Genomic DNA, 21,413 nt, shown 5'->3' on the forward strand with positions numbered 1-21,413 from the left:
GGGGTGTATCGTCGAGCGTCCACCGGGAAAAACCCAGCAGATGGTAAAATGTAGTGTTCCATGGGGCAAATTTTGTAGAAAAGCAGACAAAATCCATGCTTTTATCGTTATTATAACACAGAGGTGTGACAAATTGCTATTCCTTTATCAAAATTTCCTGTAGTTTTTCGATATTTTTTTCGGCTATGTATTGTGCATTTAATACAAAATGTTTTCCCTCCACCTGGCCACTCAAGGTGCGGTCAATGATTTTTCCCCTTTCGTATTCCTCCTTCTCCCATTCTTCCAACTGCGACAGGGCTTTTGCCTTGGCCTGCTCGGCGGTGAGGTGGACGTTTTCCTCGTAATAGGGGAAGTGCCGCCGGGTCTCGATGACGAGAGGAAGCTCTCTGCCCAACACAGTGAGCCGGCTGGACTCCACTTTGGTCTCATAGCCGGTTTTCGGCGGCCCGCCAAAGGAGATAGGCAGCTGAAAGGAGCCAAGAGACAAGAATTTCTGCTGTTTCTCCTCCCCGGTGGGCACCCGCAGGGTCTCCTCCAAGGGGATGCGGATCTCCTTCTCCCCCACCACCTGGGCCACCACCTTTGCCCTGGCGTGTTTCAGGGCAGAATTCCCATGTTTATCCTCGGTGATGCCGCTGACAATCAGATCTCCCTGCATCACCGTATCCCCCAAGGCCACCACTGCCTGGCCGTCGTAAACCTCCAGGTAGATGATCTGCCCATCCTCGGCGGCCACCACGTTGGTGGGCACATCGTCCTGGTCGATCAAATCCGGTGGCAAGGTCCGTTCCCTCACCTCCACCCGGGCAGTGGAGCCTTGGATATTGACCCCGATCCAGGAGAGGCCGCCCAGCTTGAGGATCATCCGCTGTTCCAGTTCCCGGGCGTCCACCCCATGTTTGCGGGTGCCCTCCCGGAAGCCCAGCTCGTCAAGGGCAGCTAGGATCTCCTGGGTGGAAATGGCCTCGTTGCCAGTGACTTCAATCTTCCAGACAAACCCGCTCATATAGCCAAGAAGCACCACTGCGGCCAGAAGGCCCGCCAGAAGGCCGGTGCGTTTGCGGTACCGGTGTAGGAGGAAGGGCACCCCCTCCTTTCTTTGGATGCGGATTTTCACCCCGGTCTTTTTGGCGTAAGGACGCATCCTTTTGTAGCCCTTGGCGGTGGTGTGTGCGGAAAAGCCCAGCGGATGGGCAGTAAAATCCCACAGGGGGATTCCCCCGCGGCCGCACAAGTTAATGAACCGCTCAGAAAATCCCCCGGTCAATTTAAATAAAACGGTGCCCCGCAAAAAGCGGAGCAGCTTAACAAAAAACATAGCCCCTCCCCCTTAGGTGAGAAATTCAATGGAGGTGATAAAGCCGGTAACCACTGCACTCTCCTGGGTCATGCAGCGGATTTGCAGGTCCCGGCCGGTGAAGCGGACCACCATCCCCTCGGTGCTGAGCCGAACGGTATCCTCCCCGTATTCCAAGATGCCCTGGCACCCCTCCACCACTGCCTCCCGATTGCCGGAGAGCTGGAGCGACGCCATCCCCGAAAGGGAGGTCGCCGGCATTTCCAGCATGCCGGCCAACCGGAGTTTGCCCGATTCCTTGGGGGACTCCTTGCGGGGGCGCTTGTTCTGCCGTTTCATGTCCATCCCTCCTTTCTAAGTCACTATATGCGGCAAAGCCCGTTTTTATGGCTGAGGGAGCAAACCGGCATTTTCCACAGCCTGGCCGCATACAAACAAGTACGAGGTGATTGTTGATGCAAGCCATGCCGAAGAAAAAACACCGTTTTCTCCTCCGCCGGGCCCCTTCCCTGCTGGGGGCGGGGATTCTCCTATTGCTGGCCGCAGCCCTCCTGGTCCTCTCCAAAGAAGTAGGGGATGGGGTGCGGGAAGGGCTTTCCATCTGCACCAATGTGGTGATTCCATCCCTGTTCCCCTTTATGATCCTCTCCAGCTTTTTGGCCCTCTCTCCCCTGTCGGAGCTGATCTCCCGGCCTCTTTCCCCCATCACCCGCCGCCTGTTCCACCTGCCGCCGGAGCTGGGGGCCACTGTACTGATGAGCTTTGTAGGCGGCTACCCGGTGGGGGCCAAGACCATCGCCTCCCTGGTGAGGGAAAAAAAGCTTTCCCAGGAGACCGCTGCCCGGATGCTCTGCTTCTCGGTCAACGCCGGTCCCTCCTTTTTGATCGGCACCGTGGGGGTGGCGCTGCTGGGCAGCCCCCGGCTGGGGTGGATTCTCCTTTTTGCCCAGATTGTGTCCGCCTTCCTCATTGGGGGGATCGTCTCCCGCCGGGCAAAAATCTCCCGGGGCGAGACCGGTGGGGTGGGTCTTCCCTTCTCCGCCGCCTTTGTGGAGGCGGTCAGCGGGGCCGCTTCCGGGATGTTCGGCCTGTGCGCCTTCATCACCGCCTTTTCTGGGATATTGGCCCTTTTGCGCTCCAGCGGGGTCTTGAGCGGAATCGCCTGCCTGCTGGCCAAAATCGCCCCCTCCTCCCTTGCGGACCCCAACCTTTTTGAAGCCCTGCTGGGCGGCCTGCTGGAAGTGACCAGCGGCTGTGTGGCCGCCGCCGGACTCAAGGGGGATCTCCCCTTTGTGGTGATCAGCCTGCTCATCTCCTTCTCCGGCGTGTCGGTCATCTTCCAGGTGGCCTCCTGCCTGCGGGGCAGCGGGGTTCGCCTTTCCCCCTTTGTCCTCTCCCGGTTTGCCCACGCCTTTTTGACTTCGGCCATCGCCTACCCCCTGTATCTGAAGTGGGGCCGGGAAGTGATGACCGCCTTGGGCACCGCGGCCCGTCTGTCGCTGGAAGTCTCCCCCACGTCAGTGCTGCGGGCGCTGTGTATTTTGGCCATGTGCGCCATTTTGTTGCTCACCGCTTCCACCGCCCCGTTGCAGGCCAAGAAGTGACCCTGTTTTTTAAAAGAGAGACCGCTGGGGCAGATCGCCTAAGCGGTCCTTCTTCTTTTGCGCCATTCAAAAGCCCTGTGGAATTTCCAAGGGGGACCATAGTAATTTCCGGGGCAATCTGGTACAATAAAAAAGTAATTTCTCTTCGATTTTCGCCGCCCCTTGGGGCTGAATGGAGGATTAGCAATGTTTCGCACCAAACTGTTTGGCAACCACATCGAACCCGCCTGCGGGTACTGCGAGCGGGGGACCGCCTCCAAAGACGGGAACATGGTGCTATGTGAATCCAAAGGGGTAGTGGCCCCATTTTACAGCTGCCGTAAATTTGTGTATGCGCCGCTGAAACGGGTGCCCAAACGGGCCAGGCCCCTCCCCAAATACGATCCATCGGAGTTTGAATTGTAAATCTTGGCCTGGGAGGTGTCCCCCTTGAAGCGATTCCTGACCGCGCTCACCCTGCTTCTTGTGCTGTTTTCTTCCCTGCTCCCCAGCCCGGTGGCCTTTGCCGCACCGGAGGAACCGGCGGATTCCATGCGCGGCATGCTGATCCGCACCCGCAACAACCGGGATTTCCCCACGGCGCCGGGCCAATCGCCCCGGGAATTGAAGCGGCAGCTCCAAACCATGGTGGAGTTTTCCGCTCAAAACCGGATCAACACCATCTTTTTTGAAGTGGTGCCCTCGGCGGATGGGCTGTTCCTCTCCAAAAGCTATCCCGCCAGCCGGAGTTGGGTCAAAGCCGGAGGCTCCACCCCCCGCTTCGATCCGTTGCAAACCCTGATCCGCCTCGCGGACAAGCGCTCCATCCGGGTGGTTGCGGTGATCAATCCCTACCTGGTGGGGGATGTGGCGGAACCTCTCCCCACATCGGGGCCCGCCGCCGACCCACAAAACCGGATTACCCTTGGCCGTACCGTCTATCTGGACCCCAACCGGGCAGAGGTGGAAAACGCCGTCTCCGACCTGGCGGCAGAGTTAGCTGCCCGCTACCCACTGGCGGGGATCGCCTACCACCAGGCCGATCACCAACCCCTCCTTTCCCTGACGGGATATGAGGGCCGGTTCACCGCCTTGCTCCAGTCCACCAAAGCCAAACTGCCGTCCACTCCTCTGGGGGTACTGGTAGCGGATGATTCCCCCCTCGCCCCTGCTCTTTTTCAACTGGCCCAGGAGGGGACGGTGGATTTTCTCCTTCCCCAGGTGACCCATGCCACCGGGGCAGACGGCCGGGCTGTGCGGGAATCCCTTCGCCCTTGGGCAGAAGCCGCCCAGGAGGGGGGAATTCCCTTTTACACCCAGACCGATGCGGTGCGCCTTTTCATCCCCTCGGATTCCAGCGGGGAATTCTCCTCCCCTGGGGAATTGGCCGCCCAGTGGGAGATCGGCTGGGAGCTGGGCAGCAGCGGCTTTCTGCTGGACAGTTACACCGCCCTTCGGGAACCCTACCAAAGCACAGCGGAGCTGCTTCTCGCCTACCAAGTAAAAATCCCTGACCTGAATCTCACCCCCATTTCCCAGGAGTTCCAGATCACCCGCCCTCAAGCCCCGCTGCGGACTTCCCTCTCCAACTATTACCTGATGGGGACATCCCGGCCCGGTGAGCCGGTTCTCCTGGATGGGGAAGAAATCCCATCCGACCCCCGCACCGGCCTGTTCGGGATCCTTCTCCCCCTCTCCCCAGGGGAAAACCGGTTCGCCCTGCGCCAAGGGGATGAAACCTGCACTGCGGTTATCACCCAGGCCGAGCCCGCTGCCACCATCGGGGGAATCCTCTCCCCTTACCCCCAGGATTCTGCTCTGGCCTGGTCTGGGGAGCGGCTTACCCTCTTCTGCACCGCCCCGTCCGGCGGTTCGGTCACTGCCTCTGTGGGCGGGACGGCGATCCCCCTTTCCCAGGTGGAACCCAAAGCCGATGGCCTGCCTGCTAGGTTTGAGGGGAGTTTCCTCGCCCCAGCGGGTTTCCCCGGGGAAACCCAATCCATCGGGCCGGTGACCTACCAGCTCACCTACCAGGGGAAATCCTCCCGGGTGGACTCCTCCGGGGAGGTGTTCTTGGCCGGAGAGGGCGCCAAACCTTCCCTTCGTCTAACCGACTACCTCACCGCTGTCTACGGCGATCCTCCGGTGGAGGGGGACTTCCGCTTCACCGTCAAGGAAGGGATGACCGCCGAAATCTTGGACGAGACGGAATCCCACTATCAGATCGCCGGCGGAATGGTCAAAAAATCCGCCTGCCAGGTGCTGACCGGCCCGCCTCCCCAAACCCATGGGCGCTTGGGGGGCTACACCCACTATAAGGAGGGGCGCCGGGAGGAAATCTTGCTCTTCTCCACTGTTCCGGTGCCGGTGGAGACCCAGTTTGACGGGACATCCCTCACCCTGACTCTGTATGAGACCGAAGGCCTCCCCGACCCCACTTTGCCGGAGGATTCCCTCTTTGCCACCGCCAAAGCGGAGCGGGAGGGAAGCGTTTGCCGCCTCATCTTCACCTTACAAGAGGGGCAGCAGCTGTGGGGATACCAGTTCTCTTACCAGGGGAATGACCTCCTTCTCACCTGCCGTAGCCGACCGGAGCCTTCCAGCATCTACGGCAAGCCCTTAACGGGGGTCAAGGTGGTTCTGGACCCAGGCCATGGCGGCCAAGACCCTGGCGCACTGGGTGTCCCAGGGGAAAACGGCCCCATGGAGGCGGAGCTCAATCTGGCGGTGGCCAAGGCCCTCTCCTTCCGGTTGGAACAGCTGGGGGCTTCGGTGATCCTCACCCGGCAAGAGGACGGCCATATCTCCCTAAACGACCGGATGCGTTTGGCGGAAAAGGCGGAGGCGGACTTCTTCCTCTCCCTGCACCACAACAGCACCGCTGAACAGGTGGATTCCGGCAAAGCGTCCGGCGTGGAGGTGTATTACCATGAGCCCCACCCCTCCCAAAAGTTAGCCGAAGAGATCGCACAGCGCCTCTCCGCCGCGGCAGGCCGGCCCATGGGCGGGGCCATGGAGAGCTATTACCGGGTCACCCGGATGACCTATGCCCCCTCGGTGCTGGTGGAATTGGGGTACCTGCCCAACCCGGGGGAATACTCCGATCTTGCCACTGCCTTTTCCATCGGCAAAGAGGCATCTGCCATCGCGGAAGCTCTGGTGGCATGCTTATAGCTATGTTTTAAAAAAGGAGATTTTTTGTATGCATTTTCCCAGCAAAATCGACCCGTCCAGCAACTTTTTTGCCATCCTGTTTTCCGCCTTTACCGCGGTGGTGATTGTGGTTGCGGTTGCCAAGCGCAGCCTGCCCCTCTATCTGCTCAGCGCAGTCATCGCCTTTGTCTGCATCTATTACTTCATCGGGCCCATCTTCGACACCTGTTACCGGCTGGAAAAAGAGGGGTTGCGGGTCAAGAGCGGCTTCTTCTTCAATAAGCTGTTTGACTACGGGGAAATTGTGGCGGTGGATGCCATCCAGAGCCGCAAGTTTGCCCCCGCCCTCTCCAAAGAGCGGCTGCGCATTGAGTTCCTCCGCCCTGACGGCCCCCAGATCCTCCAGATTTCCCCCATGCGGGAGGAGGAGTTTTTGAAGGAGCTGAACCTGCACATCCAGTTTGCCAAAGACCACCCAGAGCTCTCCACCGCCAAACGCTAACCCACCTTTCCTTGATGCCGGGAGGCGATTTGATGAAAACCTGGAAGCGTGTTCTTCTGATGGCATTTGCCCTGCTCTGCTGTTCCGCAGTGGCCTTTGGGGACATGGGCCCCAAGGACCGCCTGACCATCCGCCTTACCAACCCGCCGGACGAGCCCTATTATCTAGACCTGCTCACCCAATCCCCAGGGGATTATGACAATCTGGGGGAAAAGAGGTACACCCTGGATCCGGACATCCTCTCCTGCCTCTTCCAGTATGAGGGGGAAGACTGGTTCCCGGCTTTGGCCGGCGGCACCCGCATCCCTCTGTTCGGGAAATTGACCGGGGAGCCCAATGGGGACGCCATGATTCACACCTTTTCCTACTTTGGGCTGCCCAGTACCTACCGGATCATTGTAGCTGCCCAAAACGGCCAAGTCATTGTTTCAGAGCCGCGCACACGTCAGGTCCTTCAGGGGACGGTGACCTTTGACTACGCCACTGGGGAACTGACCAGCCCACCCCTGTGGATCGCTTATCTTGTCCAATTCCTTTCCACCTATATCCCCACGCTGGCTGTTGAGGGGGTGATTCTCCTTCTGTTCGGTTTCTCCCTGAAGGAGAACGGGAAGGTCTTTTTCCTGGTCAACCTGGCAACCCAGCTGCTCCTCACCGCCACGTTGGGGGCGACCCTTCTAAAACAAGGTCCGTTGGCCGCCTACTTCACCCAATTCCCGGTGGAGATCGCCATTTTAGCAGCGGAGGCCCTTCTTTACCGCCGGTTCCTAAAAGGCCGCTCACCCGCCAGGCGCACCGCCTATGGGGCAGCGGCAAATCTGGCCAGCTGGGGGTTGGGATTCTTCCTTTTATCCCAGCAATACGGCTTTCTTCTGCACTTTTTATAATCGCAAGAAAAGCCTTTGACATTTTTCGGTTCCCATTGTACAATGGGAACCGATTTCTTTTGATGAAACGAGGCGAAAAACCCATGCGCATGCGCAAAAAGAAAAACCGGGACGCCCGGATGGAGCGGTGCCAGGCCGTTTGGGTGCGGGAGCCTGCCCTACTTCGGGGCCATTGGCGGGAGCGGTTCCGCCCCGGCTGTGAACTGCGGCTGGAAATCGGCTGTGGAAAGGGCGCTTTCACCGTCAAAACTGCCCAAAATGAACCGGATGTGTTTTTGGTGGGGCTGGAGCGGTCCCCCGATGCCGCCCTCATTGCCATGGAGCGGGCGATAGAGGCCGGGCTGACCAACGTCGCCTTTGTCTGCGGGGATGCGGCTTATCTCTCCGACCTGTTTGCCCCCGGCGAAGTGGACCGCATCTACCTCAACTTCAGCGACCCCTGGCCCAGCAAACGCCACGCCAAACGGCGGCTGACCCATAAAAACTTCCTGATGGGTTATCGCAAGGTGCTCAAAGAGGGCGGGCAAATCCACTTTAAAACCGACAACCGCCCCCTGTTCGATTTCTCTCTGGAGGAGTTCCCTGCCGCTGGCTTCACCTTGTCTGAGGTCACCAACGACCTCCACGCCCAAGGGATCTGCGGCATTATGACCGATTATGAGGCCAAATTCCACAGCGAGGGAGTTCCTATCAACCGCTGCGTTGCCACCATGGGCCCGCTTCCAGAGGCTATGCCTTCTACAGAGAAAATACCGGAATAAACACAAAAATGGCTCCCCCAATTGGGGGAGCCATTTTCCAATTCTGTGTTAGATTCTGGGTTTGGCATCTTTGCCAACGGGGCAGATGTACTTGCCGCCGGTGACTTTGACATACTCTTCGTGAGCTTTCTTCAGCATCTCGGGATCTTCCAAGGAATTGATGGTGGCCAGAGCAATAACTTTGGCTACGCATAAAATCGCCTTGTGGGTGATGGAAGAAGCGCTCTGTGCAGTGATCTGCCAGCTGTGGCCGGGAGTGCCGTTGGCATAGCAAGCAGCGTTCAACTGAGCGGTGGGGCAGGCGTAGCTGGCATCGCCAACGTCGGTGGAGCCGAAGCCGTAGGAATCGCTCTTCACGTAAGGAGCAACATCCTCAATCAGGGCAACACCGCGGTATTTGTCAGGATCGGGGTAGTTGGGAGCCAAACGTTTCAGGGCAGCTTCCTTCTCATTGTCGTTCAGGTCTTTATAGAAGCTCTCAGCCAAAGCGCGGTCCGCATCGTCAAACTCGGGGCCGCCCACTGCCAGGAAAGCATCGGACAGAACGCCGGACAGAACGTCGTTGGGGACATAATCGCACATGCCGGCCGGGAAGTCCATCTCGACGGTGGTTCCGGTGATCAGGGCTGCGCCGCGGGCGATGTCTTTGATTCTCTCAGCAATCTCAAGGACTTGTTTAATCTTGGGGGCGCGGATGAAATATTTGGTCTGGGCATGATCCTGCACCACGTTGGGAGCGGGGCCGCCCACATCCTGGTATGCGTAGTGGATTCTAGCCTCAGCAATTACATGCTCACGCAGGTAGTTGACGCCGACGTTCATGATCTCGCAGGCATCCAGGGCGCTTCTGCCCAGGTGAGGAGCAGCAGCGGCATGGGCGGTCTTGCCTTTGAAGGTGAAGTAGGCGCACATATTCGCCAAGCTGCTGGCGGACTGAACGGTATTGCAGTTGCCGGGATGCCAGGTATAGCAGGCGTCCAGATCATCATAGTAACCGTCTCTCGCCAGGAACATTTTGCCCCAACCAGCTTCTTCAGCAGGGCAGCCGTAATATCTTACTGTACCTTTAATGCCATGAGCCTGCATATAGTCTTTTGCCGCAATAGCAGCACCCAGAGCAGCAGCACCCAGTGCGCAGTGGCCGCAGCCATGGCCAGGTCCGCCCGCTTCAATGGGGCTATGTACATTTTTGCATGCTTCCTGGCTCAGGGAAGGCAGGGCATCAAACTCGCCCAAGATACCGATGATGGGATGGCCACTGCCATAAGTGCCGATGAACGCAGTGGAGATGCCGTCAACGTTTTCCTCTACCTCAAAACCCTGCTCTTTCAGAACACGGATCAGCGCCGCAGCGGATTTTTCCTCACGGAAGTACAGTTCAGGGGTAGCCCAAATCTCGTCGTTCAGGTTAACCAGAACGTCCTTTTTGCCTTCGACTATTTTTTTAATTTCTTCAACTCTAGTCATTTGTGCAATTTCCTCCCTTTCATTTAATTCAGATTTGCTTGTATCTTTAGTGTACGGCCTTTTTGTTGAAATGTCAATACAAAATATTTATCGCGTTAATCATTTTTATTTATTCTGTGATAATAGACGAACTTTAGCACTGTTGATTGTATGTCTTACCCGTAGAAAAAATGCCCCCGCATTCCATGCGGAGGCACTTGTTTTTTACAAAATTACAGCAGGGGTACCACGTCATCCGGCACAGGGCAGATGTATTTCCCACCTGCCAGTTTATTGAATTCCGCCCGGGCTGCCTGGAGGGTCTCGGGGTCCTCCATTACGTTGACCGAGGCTAGGGCCATGGCCTTTGCCGCGGCCAAGAGGCCTTTGTGGGCGATAGAGGAGCCGCACTGGGCGGTTACCTGCCAAGAGTGGCCAGGGGTCCCATTGGCATAACAGGCCGCGTTGAGCTGGGCGGTAGGGCAGGCATAGCTGACATCTCCCACGTCGGTGGAACCGGGCTGCACATAGTCGGTTTTGACAAAGGGTGCTACCTCTTCCACGAGAGGTGCCGTGCGGTATGTGTCAATCTGCTCGGGGGTGTACTGGGGGCGAAGCCGCTTGAGGGAAGCTTCCACTTCGTCGTCGCTGTAGCCCTTGCGGAACTGGGCAGCCAAAGCCCTGTCGGCGTCGTCAAACTCCGGGGCCCCAGTGGCAAGAAAAGCGTCGGATAGGGCTTTGCTCAGCACCGTGTTGGGCTGGTAATCGCACAGGCCGTCCGAAATCTGGATCTCCAGCTCGGTGCCGGTGATGAGGGCTGCGCCGCGGGCGATGTCCTTCACCCGCTCACAGAGGGCCAGCACCTGGGAGACCCGGGGAGAGCGCATATAGTAGAACACACAGGCGTGGTCCTGCACCACATTGGGGGCGGGACCACCCACATCGGTGTAAGCATAGTGGACCCGCTCTTCGGGGAGCATATGCTCCCGCAGGTAGTTGGTACCCACGCTCATGATCTCGCAGGCATCCAGGGCGCTGCGGCCCAGGTGGGGAGCTGCTGCCGCGTGGGCGGTCTTCCCTTTGAATTTAAAGAAGATGCACACATTGGCAAGGCTGCTGATGCCCCAAACCGAGTTGGCGTTGCCGGGGTGCCAAGTAAAGGCGGCATCCAGATGGTCAAAGCAACCCTCCCGCGCCATAAACATCTTGCCACTGCCGGTCTCCTCGCCGGGGCAGCCATAGTATTCAATAGTGCCTTTAAGGCCGTTTTTCTCCATGTATTCCTTGACGGCGATGACAGCCCCCAGGGAGCCCGCCCCCAAGGCGTTGTGCCCACATCCGTGGCCATTGCCCCCGGCGACCAGCTCGTCGTGATGGGTGCATCCAGGCTTCTGGCTCAGGGAGGGCAGGGCGTCATATTCGCCCAGAATGCCCACCGCCGGGTGGCCGCTTCCAAATACCCCTTTAAAAGCAGTGGGGATACCGCCCAACCCGGTGGTCACCTCAAATCCCTCCGCCTTAAGAGCGGCGATGATGGCATCGGCGGATTTTGTCTCTTGGAAGCCCAGTTCCGCGGCCTCCCACACTTTCATGCTGGTGTCGATGATCAAGTCCTTTTTATCTTCGACAAATTGTTTGATCTGTGCGACTTTATCCAACTCTTGTTTCCTCCTATCCCAACCCTGGTTATTGTTGAATTACTATACATTTTAAACGCATAAACTTTCAAAGTCAATAGCTGAAACCCAGAAGTCCATAGGATTTTAGTTGCGGAATCTGTCAGAAACTGCTAGAATGGGAAACAGAAATGATAGCCTAGGCTCACATTTGGGAATATCTGGAGATTAGAAAGGGTGGTTCTGCGGCCTCCCCCTGCTCCTGCTAAGGTGGACACGCCCCCTTTTCTAGGGATTTTCCAGCCTTTTCCCAGGTGAGGCAACGGCGGATTCCATTGGCGGAGGAGATGTTATTCTGTGCTAGAGACCCTTTTGATATCCTGTGCGGCGGGGGTGATTGGAACCGGAACCGGCGGGGTGATCGGCCTCTTATTGGGGGAGAGCTCCAAGCGGTCGATGAGCTATCTGCTGTCCTTTGCTTCAGGTGTGATGGTCAGCATCGTGTGTTTTGACCTGATCCCCGAATCCCTGGAGCTGGCCAGCCTCTCTACTGTGGTGGTCAGCATCATCTTGGGCGCGGTGATCGTCCAGTTCCTCAACGCCCTCATCGACCGGCTCTCCCGCACCCCCGAAACTCATGTGGAATTGGAGGAGCTCCACCACCAGGAGGAGATCCTCAACCCCCAGCGGAAGCAGTCGATGCTGATGTCCGGCCTTGTGATGTTTGCCGCCATCTCGCTGCACAACCTGCCGGAGGGGATGGCCATTGGCTCTGGGGCCAGCCATGACGCCCAGATGGGGCTGACCCTGGCCGTGCTGATTGCGCTGCACAACATCCCTGAGGGGATGAGCATCGGCGTCCCGCTGATCGCCGGCGGTATGGCCAAGTGGAAGGCAGTGCTGCTCACCGCCCTCTCCGGCGCGCCGACATTGGTAGGCGGGGCCTTGGGTGCCTACCTGGGCAGCGGTGGAGATGCATTGGTAGCCATCTCCCTAGCCCTGGCCGCTGGGGCGATGCTGTATGTCACCTACTGTGAAATCCTGCCTCAGGTCATCCTGCTCAACCAGGAGCGGGGACCGGCGGTGTTCACCATCATGGGAATCATCCTAGGTCTTTTGATGGTCCACGCGTTGTAATTCTTTTTCCGTTGTACCAAAGGGCGGAGCCTTCGACTATCGAAGGCTCCGCCCTTTTTATAACTTTTCTACAATCGGAAACATTTCGTCTAGGCGATTTGACGCCAGTCCACCCAACTAGGCCCGCACCCACCCAAACAACCGAAAACAGAACTCCCTCCATATCGCTTGCCTGCCGGTTTTACACAGGGGGATTTTCCTGGGGAGGGGGGAGGATCACCTCTGCCCTGCCCGCCTGGGAGTTCTCTGGCGAGACATACAGGGAGGGAATGACAAACCCAGCCTGATCCAGTGCCCTTTTTATGGCGAGGCGCAGCCCTCGTTCCAGCGCCCAGAACTGCATGGGTTTTGCCCGGCACATCACCCCGATCTCCACTCCTAGGTTGGTAAATCCGGTGATTCCCCGAACCGCAGGGGGTTCCGCAACCAATTCTTCATGGTCGCTGGCAAATTGGGTGATGGCCTCCTGGATGCAGTCCATCGCCTGCTGGGCGTCGTCTTCATATCGGATGAGGACGGTCACCAAAGCTAGGCAATTCCCCCTGGAGTAGTTAATCACCCGGTTGATGGTTCCGTTGGGGATGATGATCTGCTCCCCGCGGAAGGTGCGCAGATAGGTCACCCGCATAGCAGTGGCCTCCACCGTCCCCTCCACCGTGTCCAGCTTGATGTAATCCCCAACGGAGAATTGGTTTTCAAACATCATAAAGAAGCCCGTTGCCACATCCTTCACCAGGCTTTGGGCGCCAATGCCGATGGCAAGGCTTCCGACGCCGGCGGTGACCAGCAGGTTTCCCATATAATCCCCTACGCCCAGCTGCCCCAACACCAGCAAGAACGCCACAAAATAAACGGTATACCGGGCCACGCTGCGCACCAAGGTCATCATGGTGTCCACCCGGCGGCCCTGCTGCTCGCTTCGGTGGTACCTCTTGCTGTCAATCACCCGCTTGGTCTGGCGGGAAATCAGGTTGAGAACCACCCGCGCCAAAAAGAGAATTAACAGAATGAGGAACGCCTTCCACAAAAGCGTCCCCAAATTGTCCCCCAAATACAGCAGAAGATCATCCAAATGGGCTTTAAACTGCTCGCCGACGTTTACAGCTGACAGCTGCATACCATACCCCTCCTTTCCCACACAGCTAGACTTAGATGAGTCCTAGCCAACGGTGTGTTCCAACCATATTTTAATCCCGGTCAGGATGAGGATCACCCCGCCGAAAATCTCTGCCCGCTCCTTGAGGAGCCCGCCGAACTGGCGGCCGATAAAAAAGCCCGCTAGGCAGCACCAAAAGGTAACCGCCCCAATGGCCAGCGCCGCCGGAAGGATTTCCACCTCCAGCATGGCAAACCCAATCCCCACTGCCAAAGCGTCAATGCTGGTGGCAACCGCCTGGAGAAGAAGTGTCCCCCAGCGGAACACCCGCGGATGGCTCACCTGGGGATTGCGCAGTTCCGCAATCCCCTCCTTCACCATTTTGCCGCCGATGCCTCCCAGCAACAGCAGCGCCATCCAGTGATCCAGCTGTTTGGCTGGCTGGGAAAACCCCTGCCCAAGCAAAAAGCCCAGAACTGGCATCATCCCTTGGAAGAGGCCGAAGGCCCCCGCGGTATACAGGCCATGGCGTCCCCTGCTCCCCTTGAGGCAGAGCCCATTAGTGACCGAAACGGCAAAGGCGTCCATGGAGAGGCCAAGCGCCGTCAAAAACAACAACAGCAATCCCAACGATTGTTCCACACCTTCCCGATGATATTCCCCGATGAAGATTCCTCCCTCGGCTTTTTTCATGTATATGTGGAACGGTTAAGATCTAGGTTTCCCCTTAGAGCCCCCCGGGGAAAAGATTTTCCCCATCCCGCACAGAGAGTTGCCTCTGCTATAGGGCCCTAAAGCCTTAAAACAAGTGGAATAGCCCTGTGAAAATCGGCCTATCCTCTTTTTAAACCTGGATGGGATCCATGGCTCGCCTCGGGTCACCTCCGCAGGGATGTCCCAAACCTGTGGCAGTAAACCAAGGATTTCTTCCCCAAGGATCGCCTTGCGGCAATAATGCCTCAAAGCCTGCACAGACCGGAAACATTCCGATGCCGCTTTGCGGCGGGAGGGCGGCCCCTCAAAATTGCGTGCCACTGTGTGGCAGGAAGCAATTTTGTGCATGTTACAAGCGGCGCTTGTAACAATGGAGAGAGAATTTCTTCCCCAATGATCGCTTTGCGATCATTGTACCACAAAACCGGAGTCGCTGTCGAATGATTTTCTCATAGATTGTTTTCTTTTCCCCGGTGGAAAGGATACGACTTGTTCATAGTTTCTTCATCAATTTTGGACCAATTTATTGTACAATAAATACATTCCTCACCTTGAAATTTTGGTATTCCTGGCCCTTTTGGGCCTGTTGGGAGTTTTCTATTTGTTTGGATACATCAAACCCTTTCAGCCCGAACTGAAGATTGCAGAGTTTGACACCTACAAAGCCGTTTACTGCGGTTTGTGCAAACAGCTGGGTCGTTCGTTTGGGCCTTTTTCCCGCTTGACCCTTAGTTACGACTTCACCTTTTTGGCCATGCTTGGCATGGGCCTTACAGAGGACGAGCCCTCTTGGTCCCGCCAGCGGTGTTTTGTGAACCCCCTGAAGAAAAAAGCCTGCTTCTTCCCCTGCGGCGGCCTTTCTTTTGCCGCCGACGCGGCGATGATTATGTTCTACCACAAGGTGCGGGACAATATGGCAGACGATGGCCTCAAAGGCCGCATCCTGGGCTATCTTGTCCTTCCGTTTGTGGGGCGCGCACGCAAAAAAGCGATGGTAAACCACCCGGAAGTGGACACAATACTGGGGGAAACCATGGCGCGGCAACAGGCTTTGGAAGCGGCAGGCTGTTCTTCGGTGGACGAGGCCAGTGAACCAACCGCCATTTTTTTAGCCCGCCTTTTTGAGATGCAGGGGCCAGATGAGCTTTCCCGCCGGGTGCTGTACCGGCTGGGGTACCTTATGGGCCGGTATGTCTATCTTTGCGACGCGTTGGACGACATCGAATCCGATTTAAAAAAGCATCGCTACAACCCCTTCATCCTGGCAGAGGGGCTGACTGCTGGGGATGAGGAAAAAACCGCTGCTGTCCGGCGCCAGGCGGTGGGTTCCTTATACCTCACCATCGCCGAGGCATGCAAAGCCATCGATCTATTGGAATTTACCCGGTTTGGTCCCATTTTATCCAATGTGGTCCACCTGGGGATGAAAAACAGCGTCAACCAAATTATTATGAAACGGAGGCAGAAGGATGAGTGATCCCTATAAGGTACTAGGGGTATCCCCCACCGCCAGCGACGCAGAGATTAAAGCCGCTTACCGGGACCTGGCCAAAAAATATCATCCCGACGCCTATGTCAACAACCCTCTGGCCGACCTGGCCGCAGAAAAAATGCAGGAGATCAACGCCGCCTACGATGAAATCCAGCGGCAGCGCAAATCCGGCGGAGGTTCCTACAGCGGTTCCTCCCAGTTCAGCGATGTGCGAAGCCTTCTCAACGCCGGCCGCATCACCGATGCGGAGGAGATCTTGGACGGTATCCCCGCTGCCAGCCGGGACGCCGAGTGGTATTATCTCAAGGGCCGTGCCTTTTACGCCAGGGGCTGGCTCAACGAGGCGATGAATTACTTCATGCGGGCCAACCAGCTGAACCCTTCCAACCAAGAGTATCGGGATGCCCTCAATCGGATGGCCTATCAGCGGCAAAGCGGCAACCCTTATTATGGGGGTGGGTACCACACCACTACCACCCATGTGGCGGGTTGTGATCTGTGTGACGTCTGCGCCTCTCTATACTGCGCTGACTGCTGCTGTGAATGTGCAGGCTGCGACTTATGCCGGTGTTTTTAACCCAATTTTTTGACGGCACGGGGGCCTAGCGGCCCCTGTCTTTTCGTTTTAGGAAGGAGGGATACTCGTGAAAAAAAGCACCCAAGTAGCAGTGGGGGGATTGGCATCCGCCCTCTGCCTCCTGTTGATGTTCCTCACCGGGATGATCCCCTTCACCACCTATGCCCTGCCCGCTATGGCCGGCATCGTGCTGATTGCCGTGGTCATTGAGAACGGTACCCAAACGGCGGCCTTGGTGTATGTCAGCGTTTCCCTCCTCTCCCTGTTCCTCTCCCCAGACAAGGAGGCCGCGCTGATGTTCCTGTGTTTTTTCGGCTACTACCCGGTGATTAAGGCCAAACTGGAGCAGATCCGCCCCAAATTGTTGGAACTCCTCGCCAAATACGGCATCTTCAACCTGGCCATAATCGCCACCTATTGGGTGATTATCTATGTTTTGGGCCTGCCGGACATCCTGGAGGAGCTGGGCGAACTTGGCAAGTACTCCATCGCCATCCTTTTGGGGATGGGCAACCTGGTCTTCTTCCTCTACGACCGGGCGCTGACCAATTTGGTCACCTTCTATGTCCGTTGGTTCCGGGTTAAGGTTCTGCGGAAGATTTGACCTTTCTCTCCCGCCCAAGCCTCCACTGCTGTGGAGGCTTTTTTGCTGTCACAGCAAAGGGGCATCACCTCAGCTGCCGCTATGGAGAACCGGACACTCCATTTCAGCGCAAAAAGAAGGCATCCACCACTGTGGATGCCTTCTTTCCTTAATAGCGCAGTTTGGGGATGTTTTGGTCGCTGGCAAAGTTCATGAAGCTGTACAGGAGAAGGATGTCGTCATAGTCATTCTCCGCCAACAGATCGCTCATCTTGCCGGCCATCGCCCGCAGGTCCACCACCTGCACCTCATCATAGTTGTACAGCAGGTAGGGCACAAAGCTGTTGCCATAGGAATCTTTAATGACCAGGATGCGGCTCCCATCCCCGGGGCCGGCGCTGCTCTTTATCACCGTCAAGCCGTTGTTTCCCCGGAGGAAGGCGCCATATTTATCCCGCTCCTCGAATTTTTGCAGGTCGTGGAGGCCGTCCACCTCTTCCCCATCAATAGTCACCTGCTCCACCGCCGGATCAAACCATTCAATCACGTCCGGGACAGTGTTAAATAGCTTGGCCTTGCTGTAGTAGGTTCCATAGAAATCAGCAACCTGATGCTTGGGAAGGCTCTCATACTCCACTGGGGTCTTTCCCTCGACGCTCTCCAAATAGGAGAGATAGCCCAGGTATGCCCCATAGCAGGTCCAGTGGTGGTCTGTTTTATAGTAGATGGAGTCCTCTTTGTGGGCGGTGAGCAGGGCTGTGGGATCTACAGCTGTCAGGTTGGGGGCAGCGGCCCCGGCAAACAGCTCCTCCATACGGGCGTACTGATCCAGGTTGCCAAGGCCGGTGGGGAGTTTCTCCGATAGCACCATGTAGGAACTGGGGACGATCATCAGAGAGATATGCCGGTCTGGGTATTTCTCGGCAAATTCCTTTACATAGCGGATGTTGTCGGAGAACCGCTTCTCATCCAAGGTGCGGTACTTCTCAAACATATAGTGGTCGGCGCCGTAGACAATGCCGTTGTTCTCAATTTTTCCGATGGCCGATTCCGCCATGGATTTTATGGTGATCCAGCTGTCCCGGTTGAAGAATTGGTCGTTGATATACTCCTCATATTTCTGGGTGTAGGTGTTGTTGAGGAGGGTCTTGACGGTGAACTTGGGCTTCTGTTGAAGGTACCGGTTCTCCATCTCAGAGAATTCCCGGTTGGTCTGGGTCAAGTCCATGGCGGTGCAGCCCAGGATGAACAGGGCAAACAGCAGCACCAGCGGATAGCGAAGTATCTCTTTCATCGGTTGTCACCCTCCTTAAAACCGGAAATAGAGGAACGGGTTGTAGGATGCATCCACCAGATAGGCAACCGACAGCACCAAAATCAGCCCGAAGAACGGGATGGAGAACCACAGGTTGTTCTCCCATTTTTGATACAGCGGTTTGAGGCACGGGGTGGCCAAAACCATGGCCACCAAGAAGGTGATCCCGTAGTTGCGCAGGTAGTAGATCCAGTCGGAGCCCCCCTGGAAGGCAAACATCTGGGAGAGGTACTGCCCCACCAAGGAAAGGTCGGTGATGGCAAACAGCACCCAGCTGATGGATAGTGCGATGGCCAGATACACATGGCACACCACTTTGCTGCTGTTGAGACGGGTGAGGAACCAGCGCTTCTCAATCACCAAGAGGACAAAGAAATACAGCCCCCAGAGGATGAAATTCCAGTTGGCCCCGTGCCAGAAGCCGGTGGCAGCCCACACGACAAACAAGTTGAAATAGGTGCGTGCCGGGCCCCTGCGGCTGCCGCCCAGAGGGAAGTAGAGGTATTCCCGGAACCAGGAACCCAACGTCATATGCCAGCGCCGCCAAAACTCGGTGATGCTTTTGGAGATATAGGGGAAATCAAAGTTTTTGGGGAAGTCAAACCCCAGCATCCGTCCCAGCCCAATGGCCATTAGGGAATACCCGGAAAAGTCAAAGTAAATTTGCAGGGCATAGGCGAGGATTCCAATCCACGCCAAGGGGGTGGAAATCCCGGAAAAGCCCATCCCCTCCAGTTCGGTCCAGAGCATGCCGATGCTGTTGGCGATGAGAACCTTGCTGCCAAGGCCCAGGATAAAATACTTGATGCCGTCCTCGATCTGGACCAGATCCATCCGCCGCTCCTTCAGCTCCCGGTTTATATCGGTGTATTTGACGATGGGGCCGGCGATCAGCTGTGGGAACAGCACTACAAAAGCGCCGAAGTCGATGATGTTGGTCTCCGCCTTCACCTTGCCCCGGTACACATCGATGGTGTAGCTCATGGTCTGGAAGGTGTAAAAGCTAATACCCAAAGGCAACCGCAGGGAAATCCCCCGCAGGGAGAGGCCAAACAGCGCGTTGAGATTCTCCACAAAGAAGTTGGTGTATTTGAAGAAACCAAGCATACCCAGATTGAACACCACCGAGAGGATGAGGAACACCCGGCAGAGCTTGGGATTGTCCCGGTGGGACTCAATCCCCCGGGAGCAAAAATAATCCACCAGGATGGAGGCGATCATAATGGGGAAATACCGCGCCTCCCCCCAGGAGTAGAAGATCAGGCTCAAAATAAGTAACACACCGTTTTTAAACCGCCGCGGCGTAATATAGTAGACCAAGAACGCCGCCGGCAAAAAACGGAATAAAAACAAAATGCTAGAAAAAACCATCGGTTGCCTCCCTGCGCCTATTGGGCCAGTTGTTAAAGTCAATGATGCATATGCACCTATATGAATCTGCCTGAAAAAGCAACCACAAAGCCAGCCCGGCGAAAGGGCCGGGCCGGCTGGGTGGTTCTTAGGAAATCAATAGATGGAATTACCGAAACAGATTGGCGATGGCATCCACCGCTTTTTTGGCTTCGTTTTTGGCGAATTCCAAAGCGCTCTCCTCATCTTCCGAAACATCGTCTGCTTTGCCCAGCATGGTGAAAAACACGTAGTCGTCATACCGGGTCACGGCGCTGGACTGAATCTTTGCCATGTTGGAAGGATACTGTGTGGTGTCCTCCAGCAGCTTGTCCCGATAGGCGTTCAGCTGCTTCTCCACATCAGCTCCTTTGCCATCCTTGGCTTTGATGGCGATAAACTGGTCCACATGGGCGCTCATCATAGGGCCTTCGCCGATGAACTCCTCCACATCGTCCGGGTTGACACCGTAGACTTCCGACAGGGCTTCTTTCTCAATGGCCTGTGAGGGGATATAATCCTCGCCATAGGCTTCCCGGACCGCCTTATGGGCGGCGGCCAGCCGTTCAGAAGCGGTCAATTCCGAGGAGCTGGACATGCTGCTGGAAGAACTGGACATGCTGGATGAGCTGGAATTGTCATCTCTGCCAAAACAACCGGTGGTAACCGAGGCGATCAGCATCGCCGCAAAGATGATAGCTGTAACTTTTTTCATAGAAAATCATTCCCTCTTTTCATCAAATGGTATTCCGCGGGCATACTATCTGTGTCGATCCGCTGCCACGCGGATATGCTATCAGTGGCAAATTTTTCTTTCTTTATTGCATCACTTCTAGTTTTGACGGGAAGAGCAGAATTATTCTAGGAAAAGCAAGATCAGTACCGGTTTGCATCCTGTCCCGCAAGGGGGTTGACCATGGCCGACTGCTGGATGGCGAGGGCATCATCCATGCTGCTGCGGGCAGTGCGGCTGATCTGATTCCAGGTGACCGCGATTCCCAAGGCAACAAACAGCAGCGAAGAAACCATATCCCCCATCAAAAGCCTTTGGACCTCGCCGTTGGTGAGCATGACGCCCAGGTATTTCAAGGGGATCTCATTGGCCACCATGGATATGGCCAGATTCATGATGTCGGTCGCCACCCCGAAGACAATAGAGAGGACACAGGTCAGCGGCAGAACAATTCCATCCATTTTGCCCCGGGCCAGCCGGTATCCGTGATAGACCCCCAACGGAATGAGGAAGTACAGAAGCGAATAGGCCGTCTCGGTGAACCAAATGACTGCCACTGCTGGGATTGTGGCCAACAAGCCGCCTATAATCGCTCCCAACAACCCGGTGAGGTAGCTTCCCGACTCCTGGTTTTGGGCCATCTTTTGCCCTGCAGCCTGGGCAATTCCCTCCAGGCATCCCTGGTGGATAGGCTGATAGGACCCATCGAAAGCGGCCAGCATTTCGCAGTCCTCACGGTGGCAGATGGGGCAGGTTTTCTGCGGGGAAATCCCGCGTCGGTGCAGCACCGCGGGAAGAACCGACAACAGGTCGTCCAAACCCTCTTCCACTTTCTTCGCCTTGCCCCAAGGATTGCCCACCAAAGCGGTCAGCCGCCCATTATGAAGGCTTACGGTGGCCTTCACCTGTAGCTCCCCCCGGATCTCCTTCACAATCTCCTTAGAGCTGGTTTTATCCAGGCCCTCGCCGCCCTCTTCCAAAGATACGACGACCTGGAGATTGGCGTCCTGCACCAGCTGCACCTGGACAGGGTAGTTACCCACCACACCATAGGCTATGTTGTTGACTACCCGCAATCCCCGCTGTTCTGCGCATGCGGCAAAGTCGGCCTTCTTCATGTATTCGCCCT

General features: G+C 56.6%; 20 protein-coding genes. 10 read left to right on the forward strand and 10 right to left on the reverse strand.

Annotation, left to right across the window (positions count from 1 at the left end):
- Window positions 1–136: 136 nt before the first annotated feature.
- Both BQ5353_RS02245 and BQ5353_RS02250 read right to left on the reverse strand, forming a co-directional pair.
- Window positions 137–1,321: a sporulation protein YqfD gene (locus tag BQ5353_RS02245; RefSeq protein ID WP_071427239.1), complete on the reverse strand. Its 1,185-nt coding sequence runs from the start codon at window positions 1,319–1,321 to the stop codon at window positions 137–139.
- A gap of 12 nt (window positions 1,322–1,333) precedes the next feature.
- A complete protein-coding gene (locus BQ5353_RS02250; protein ID WP_054330917.1) occupies window positions 1,334–1,639 on the reverse strand; it encodes a YabP/YqfC family sporulation protein in 306 nt (101 codons plus the stop codon).
- A 125-nt stretch (window positions 1,640–1,764) separates the two neighbouring features.
- Between BQ5353_RS02250 and BQ5353_RS02255 the strand changes: the two genes are divergently transcribed.
- From BQ5353_RS02255 to trmB, 6 genes are all read left to right on the forward strand, one after another.
- Window positions 1,765–2,904: a nucleoside recognition domain-containing protein gene (locus BQ5353_RS02255; protein WP_162273100.1), complete on the forward strand. Its 1,140-nt coding sequence runs from the start codon at window positions 1,765–1,767 to the stop codon at window positions 2,902–2,904.
- A 186-nt stretch (window positions 2,905–3,090) separates the two neighbouring features.
- The gene (locus BQ5353_RS02260) at window positions 3,091–3,309 is read left to right on the forward strand and encodes a hypothetical protein (RefSeq protein WP_054330915.1); all 219 of its coding nucleotides are present in this window, start codon (window positions 3,091–3,093) and stop codon (window positions 3,307–3,309) included.
- Between the two features lie 24 nt (window positions 3,310–3,333).
- Entirely contained in the window at window positions 3,334–6,057 is a 2,724-nt protein-coding gene (locus BQ5353_RS02265; protein ID WP_071427240.1) for an N-acetylmuramoyl-L-alanine amidase, read from the forward strand.
- A gap of 28 nt (window positions 6,058–6,085) precedes the next feature.
- Complete coding sequence (locus BQ5353_RS02270) at window positions 6,086–6,538, forward strand: PH domain-containing protein (RefSeq protein ID WP_054330913.1); 453 nt, start codon at window positions 6,086–6,088, stop codon at window positions 6,536–6,538.
- A 32-nt stretch (window positions 6,539–6,570) separates the two neighbouring features.
- Window positions 6,571–7,425, forward strand: a complete 855-nt coding sequence (locus BQ5353_RS02275) for a hypothetical protein (protein ID WP_083386350.1) — start codon at window positions 6,571–6,573, stop codon at window positions 7,423–7,425.
- 83 nt (window positions 7,426–7,508) lie between these two features.
- Entirely contained in the window at window positions 7,509–8,186 is a 678-nt protein-coding gene (gene trmB / locus BQ5353_RS02280) for a tRNA (guanosine(46)-N7)-methyltransferase TrmB (RefSeq protein WP_074026298.1), read from the forward strand.
- A gap of 48 nt (window positions 8,187–8,234) precedes the next feature.
- Here trmB and BQ5353_RS02285 read toward each other — a convergent pair whose 3' ends face one another.
- The gene (locus BQ5353_RS02285) at window positions 8,235–9,653 is read right to left on the reverse strand and encodes an amidohydrolase (protein ID WP_054330910.1); all 1,419 of its coding nucleotides are present in this window, start codon (window positions 9,651–9,653) and stop codon (window positions 8,235–8,237) included.
- Window positions 9,654–9,865: 212 nt separating this feature from the next.
- Window positions 9,866–11,290: an amidohydrolase gene (locus tag BQ5353_RS02290; RefSeq protein WP_071427241.1), complete on the reverse strand. Its 1,425-nt coding sequence runs from the start codon at window positions 11,288–11,290 to the stop codon at window positions 9,866–9,868.
- A 315-nt stretch (window positions 11,291–11,605) separates the two neighbouring features.
- Between BQ5353_RS02290 and BQ5353_RS02295 the strand changes: the two genes are divergently transcribed.
- The gene (locus BQ5353_RS02295) at window positions 11,606–12,385 is read left to right on the forward strand and encodes a ZIP family metal transporter (RefSeq protein WP_071427242.1); all 780 of its coding nucleotides are present in this window, start codon (window positions 11,606–11,608) and stop codon (window positions 12,383–12,385) included.
- Between the two features lie 181 nt (window positions 12,386–12,566).
- Here BQ5353_RS02295 and BQ5353_RS02300 read toward each other — a convergent pair whose 3' ends face one another.
- Together BQ5353_RS02300 and BQ5353_RS02305 are read right to left on the reverse strand one after the other, a co-directional pair.
- Window positions 12,567–13,502 carry a mechanosensitive ion channel family protein gene (locus BQ5353_RS02300; RefSeq protein ID WP_054330906.1) on the reverse strand — a complete coding sequence of 312 codons (936 nt, stop codon included), beginning with the start codon at window positions 13,500–13,502 and terminating at the stop codon, window positions 12,567–12,569.
- Window positions 13,503–13,544: 42 nt separating this feature from the next.
- On the reverse strand, window positions 13,545–14,123 hold the full coding sequence (locus BQ5353_RS02305) for a manganese efflux pump MntP (protein ID WP_321164279.1): 579 nt from the start codon (window positions 14,121–14,123) through the stop codon (window positions 13,545–13,547).
- 673 nt (window positions 14,124–14,796) lie between these two features.
- On the opposite strand from BQ5353_RS02305, the gene BQ5353_RS02310 reads away from it, so the two are divergent.
- From BQ5353_RS02310 to BQ5353_RS02320, 3 genes are all read left to right on the forward strand, one after another.
- Window positions 14,797–15,672, forward strand: a complete 876-nt coding sequence (locus tag BQ5353_RS02310) for a DUF5685 family protein (protein ID WP_071427243.1) — start codon at window positions 14,797–14,799, stop codon at window positions 15,670–15,672.
- On the forward strand, window positions 15,665–16,264 hold the full coding sequence (locus BQ5353_RS02315; protein ID WP_054330905.1) for a J domain-containing protein: 600 nt from the start codon (window positions 15,665–15,667) through the stop codon (window positions 16,262–16,264). Before BQ5353_RS02310 ends, BQ5353_RS02315 begins: the two co-directional genes overlap by 8 nt.
- 67 nt (window positions 16,265–16,331) lie before the next feature.
- Window positions 16,332–16,868 (forward strand): hypothetical protein, encoded by a 537-nt coding sequence (locus tag BQ5353_RS02320; RefSeq protein WP_083386351.1) that lies wholly within the window; start codon window positions 16,332–16,334, stop codon window positions 16,866–16,868.
- A gap of 148 nt (window positions 16,869–17,016) precedes the next feature.
- Here BQ5353_RS02320 and BQ5353_RS02325 read toward each other — a convergent pair whose 3' ends face one another.
- The 4 genes from BQ5353_RS02325 to BQ5353_RS02340 all read right to left on the reverse strand — a co-directional run bounded on the left by BQ5353_RS02325 (window position 17,017) and on the right by BQ5353_RS02340 (window position 21,402).
- Window positions 17,017–18,141, reverse strand: coding sequence for a DHHW family protein (locus tag BQ5353_RS02325; protein ID WP_054330903.1), 1,125 nt, complete (start codon window positions 18,139–18,141; stop codon window positions 17,017–17,019).
- 15 nt (window positions 18,142–18,156) lie between these two features.
- Complete coding sequence (locus BQ5353_RS02330) at window positions 18,157–19,533, reverse strand: MBOAT family O-acyltransferase (RefSeq protein WP_071427245.1); 1,377 nt, start codon at window positions 19,531–19,533, stop codon at window positions 18,157–18,159.
- A 148-nt stretch (window positions 19,534–19,681) separates the two neighbouring features.
- A complete protein-coding gene (locus BQ5353_RS02335; RefSeq protein WP_071427246.1) occupies window positions 19,682–20,266 on the reverse strand; it encodes a DUF4358 domain-containing protein in 585 nt (194 codons plus the stop codon).
- Between the two features lie 161 nt (window positions 20,267–20,427).
- Window positions 20,428–21,402 carry a hypothetical protein gene (locus BQ5353_RS02340; RefSeq protein ID WP_071427247.1) on the reverse strand — a complete coding sequence of 325 codons (975 nt, stop codon included), beginning with the start codon at window positions 21,400–21,402 and terminating at the stop codon, window positions 20,428–20,430.
- Between the last annotated feature and the right edge of the window lie 11 nt (window positions 21,403–21,413).

The sequence above is a fragment of the Merdimmobilis hominis genome (assembly GCF_900104615.1).
Classification (GTDB): domain Bacteria; phylum Bacillota; class Clostridia; order Oscillospirales; family Ruminococcaceae; genus Merdimmobilis; species Merdimmobilis hominis.

What these genes read in the sequence shown, in the direction of transcription:
- BQ5353_RS02245 (WP_071427239.1), bottom strand. Translation starts at nt 1,321, where the DNA reads ATGTTTTTTGTTAAGCTGCTCCGCTTTTTGCGGGGCACCGTTTTATTT.
- BQ5353_RS02250 (WP_054330917.1), bottom strand. Translation starts at nt 1,639, where the DNA reads ATGAAACGGCAGAACAAGCGCCCCCGCAAGGAGTCCCCCAAGGAATCG.
- BQ5353_RS02255 (WP_162273100.1), top strand. Translation starts at nt 1,765, where the DNA reads ATGCCGAAGAAAAAACACCGTTTTCTCCTCCGCCGGGCCCCTTCCCTG.
- BQ5353_RS02260 (WP_054330915.1), top strand. Translation starts at nt 3,091, where the DNA reads ATGTTTCGCACCAAACTGTTTGGCAACCACATCGAACCCGCCTGCGGG.
- BQ5353_RS02270 (WP_054330913.1), top strand. Translation starts at nt 6,086, where the DNA reads ATGCATTTTCCCAGCAAAATCGACCCGTCCAGCAACTTTTTTGCCATC.
- BQ5353_RS02275 (WP_083386350.1), top strand. Translation starts at nt 6,571, where the DNA reads ATGAAAACCTGGAAGCGTGTTCTTCTGATGGCATTTGCCCTGCTCTGC.
- trmB (WP_074026298.1), top strand. Translation starts at nt 7,509, where the DNA reads ATGCGCATGCGCAAAAAGAAAAACCGGGACGCCCGGATGGAGCGGTGC.
- BQ5353_RS02285 (WP_054330910.1), bottom strand. Translation starts at nt 9,653, where the DNA reads ATGACTAGAGTTGAAGAAATTAAAAAAATAGTCGAAGGCAAAAAGGAC.
- BQ5353_RS02300 (WP_054330906.1), bottom strand. Translation starts at nt 13,502, where the DNA reads ATGCAGCTGTCAGCTGTAAACGTCGGCGAGCAGTTTAAAGCCCATTTG.
- BQ5353_RS02315 (WP_054330905.1), top strand. Translation starts at nt 15,665, where the DNA reads ATGAGTGATCCCTATAAGGTACTAGGGGTATCCCCCACCGCCAGCGAC.
- BQ5353_RS02325 (WP_054330903.1), bottom strand. Translation starts at nt 18,141, where the DNA reads ATGAAAGAGATACTTCGCTATCCGCTGGTGCTGCTGTTTGCCCTGTTC.
- BQ5353_RS02330 (WP_071427245.1), bottom strand. Translation starts at nt 19,533, where the DNA reads ATGGTTTTTTCTAGCATTTTGTTTTTATTCCGTTTTTTGCCGGCGGCG.
- BQ5353_RS02335 (WP_071427246.1), bottom strand. Translation starts at nt 20,266, where the DNA reads ATGAAAAAAGTTACAGCTATCATCTTTGCGGCGATGCTGATCGCCTCG.
- BQ5353_RS02340 (WP_071427247.1), bottom strand. Translation starts at nt 21,402, where the DNA reads ATGAAGAAGGCCGACTTTGCCGCATGCGCAGAACAGCGGGGATTGCGG.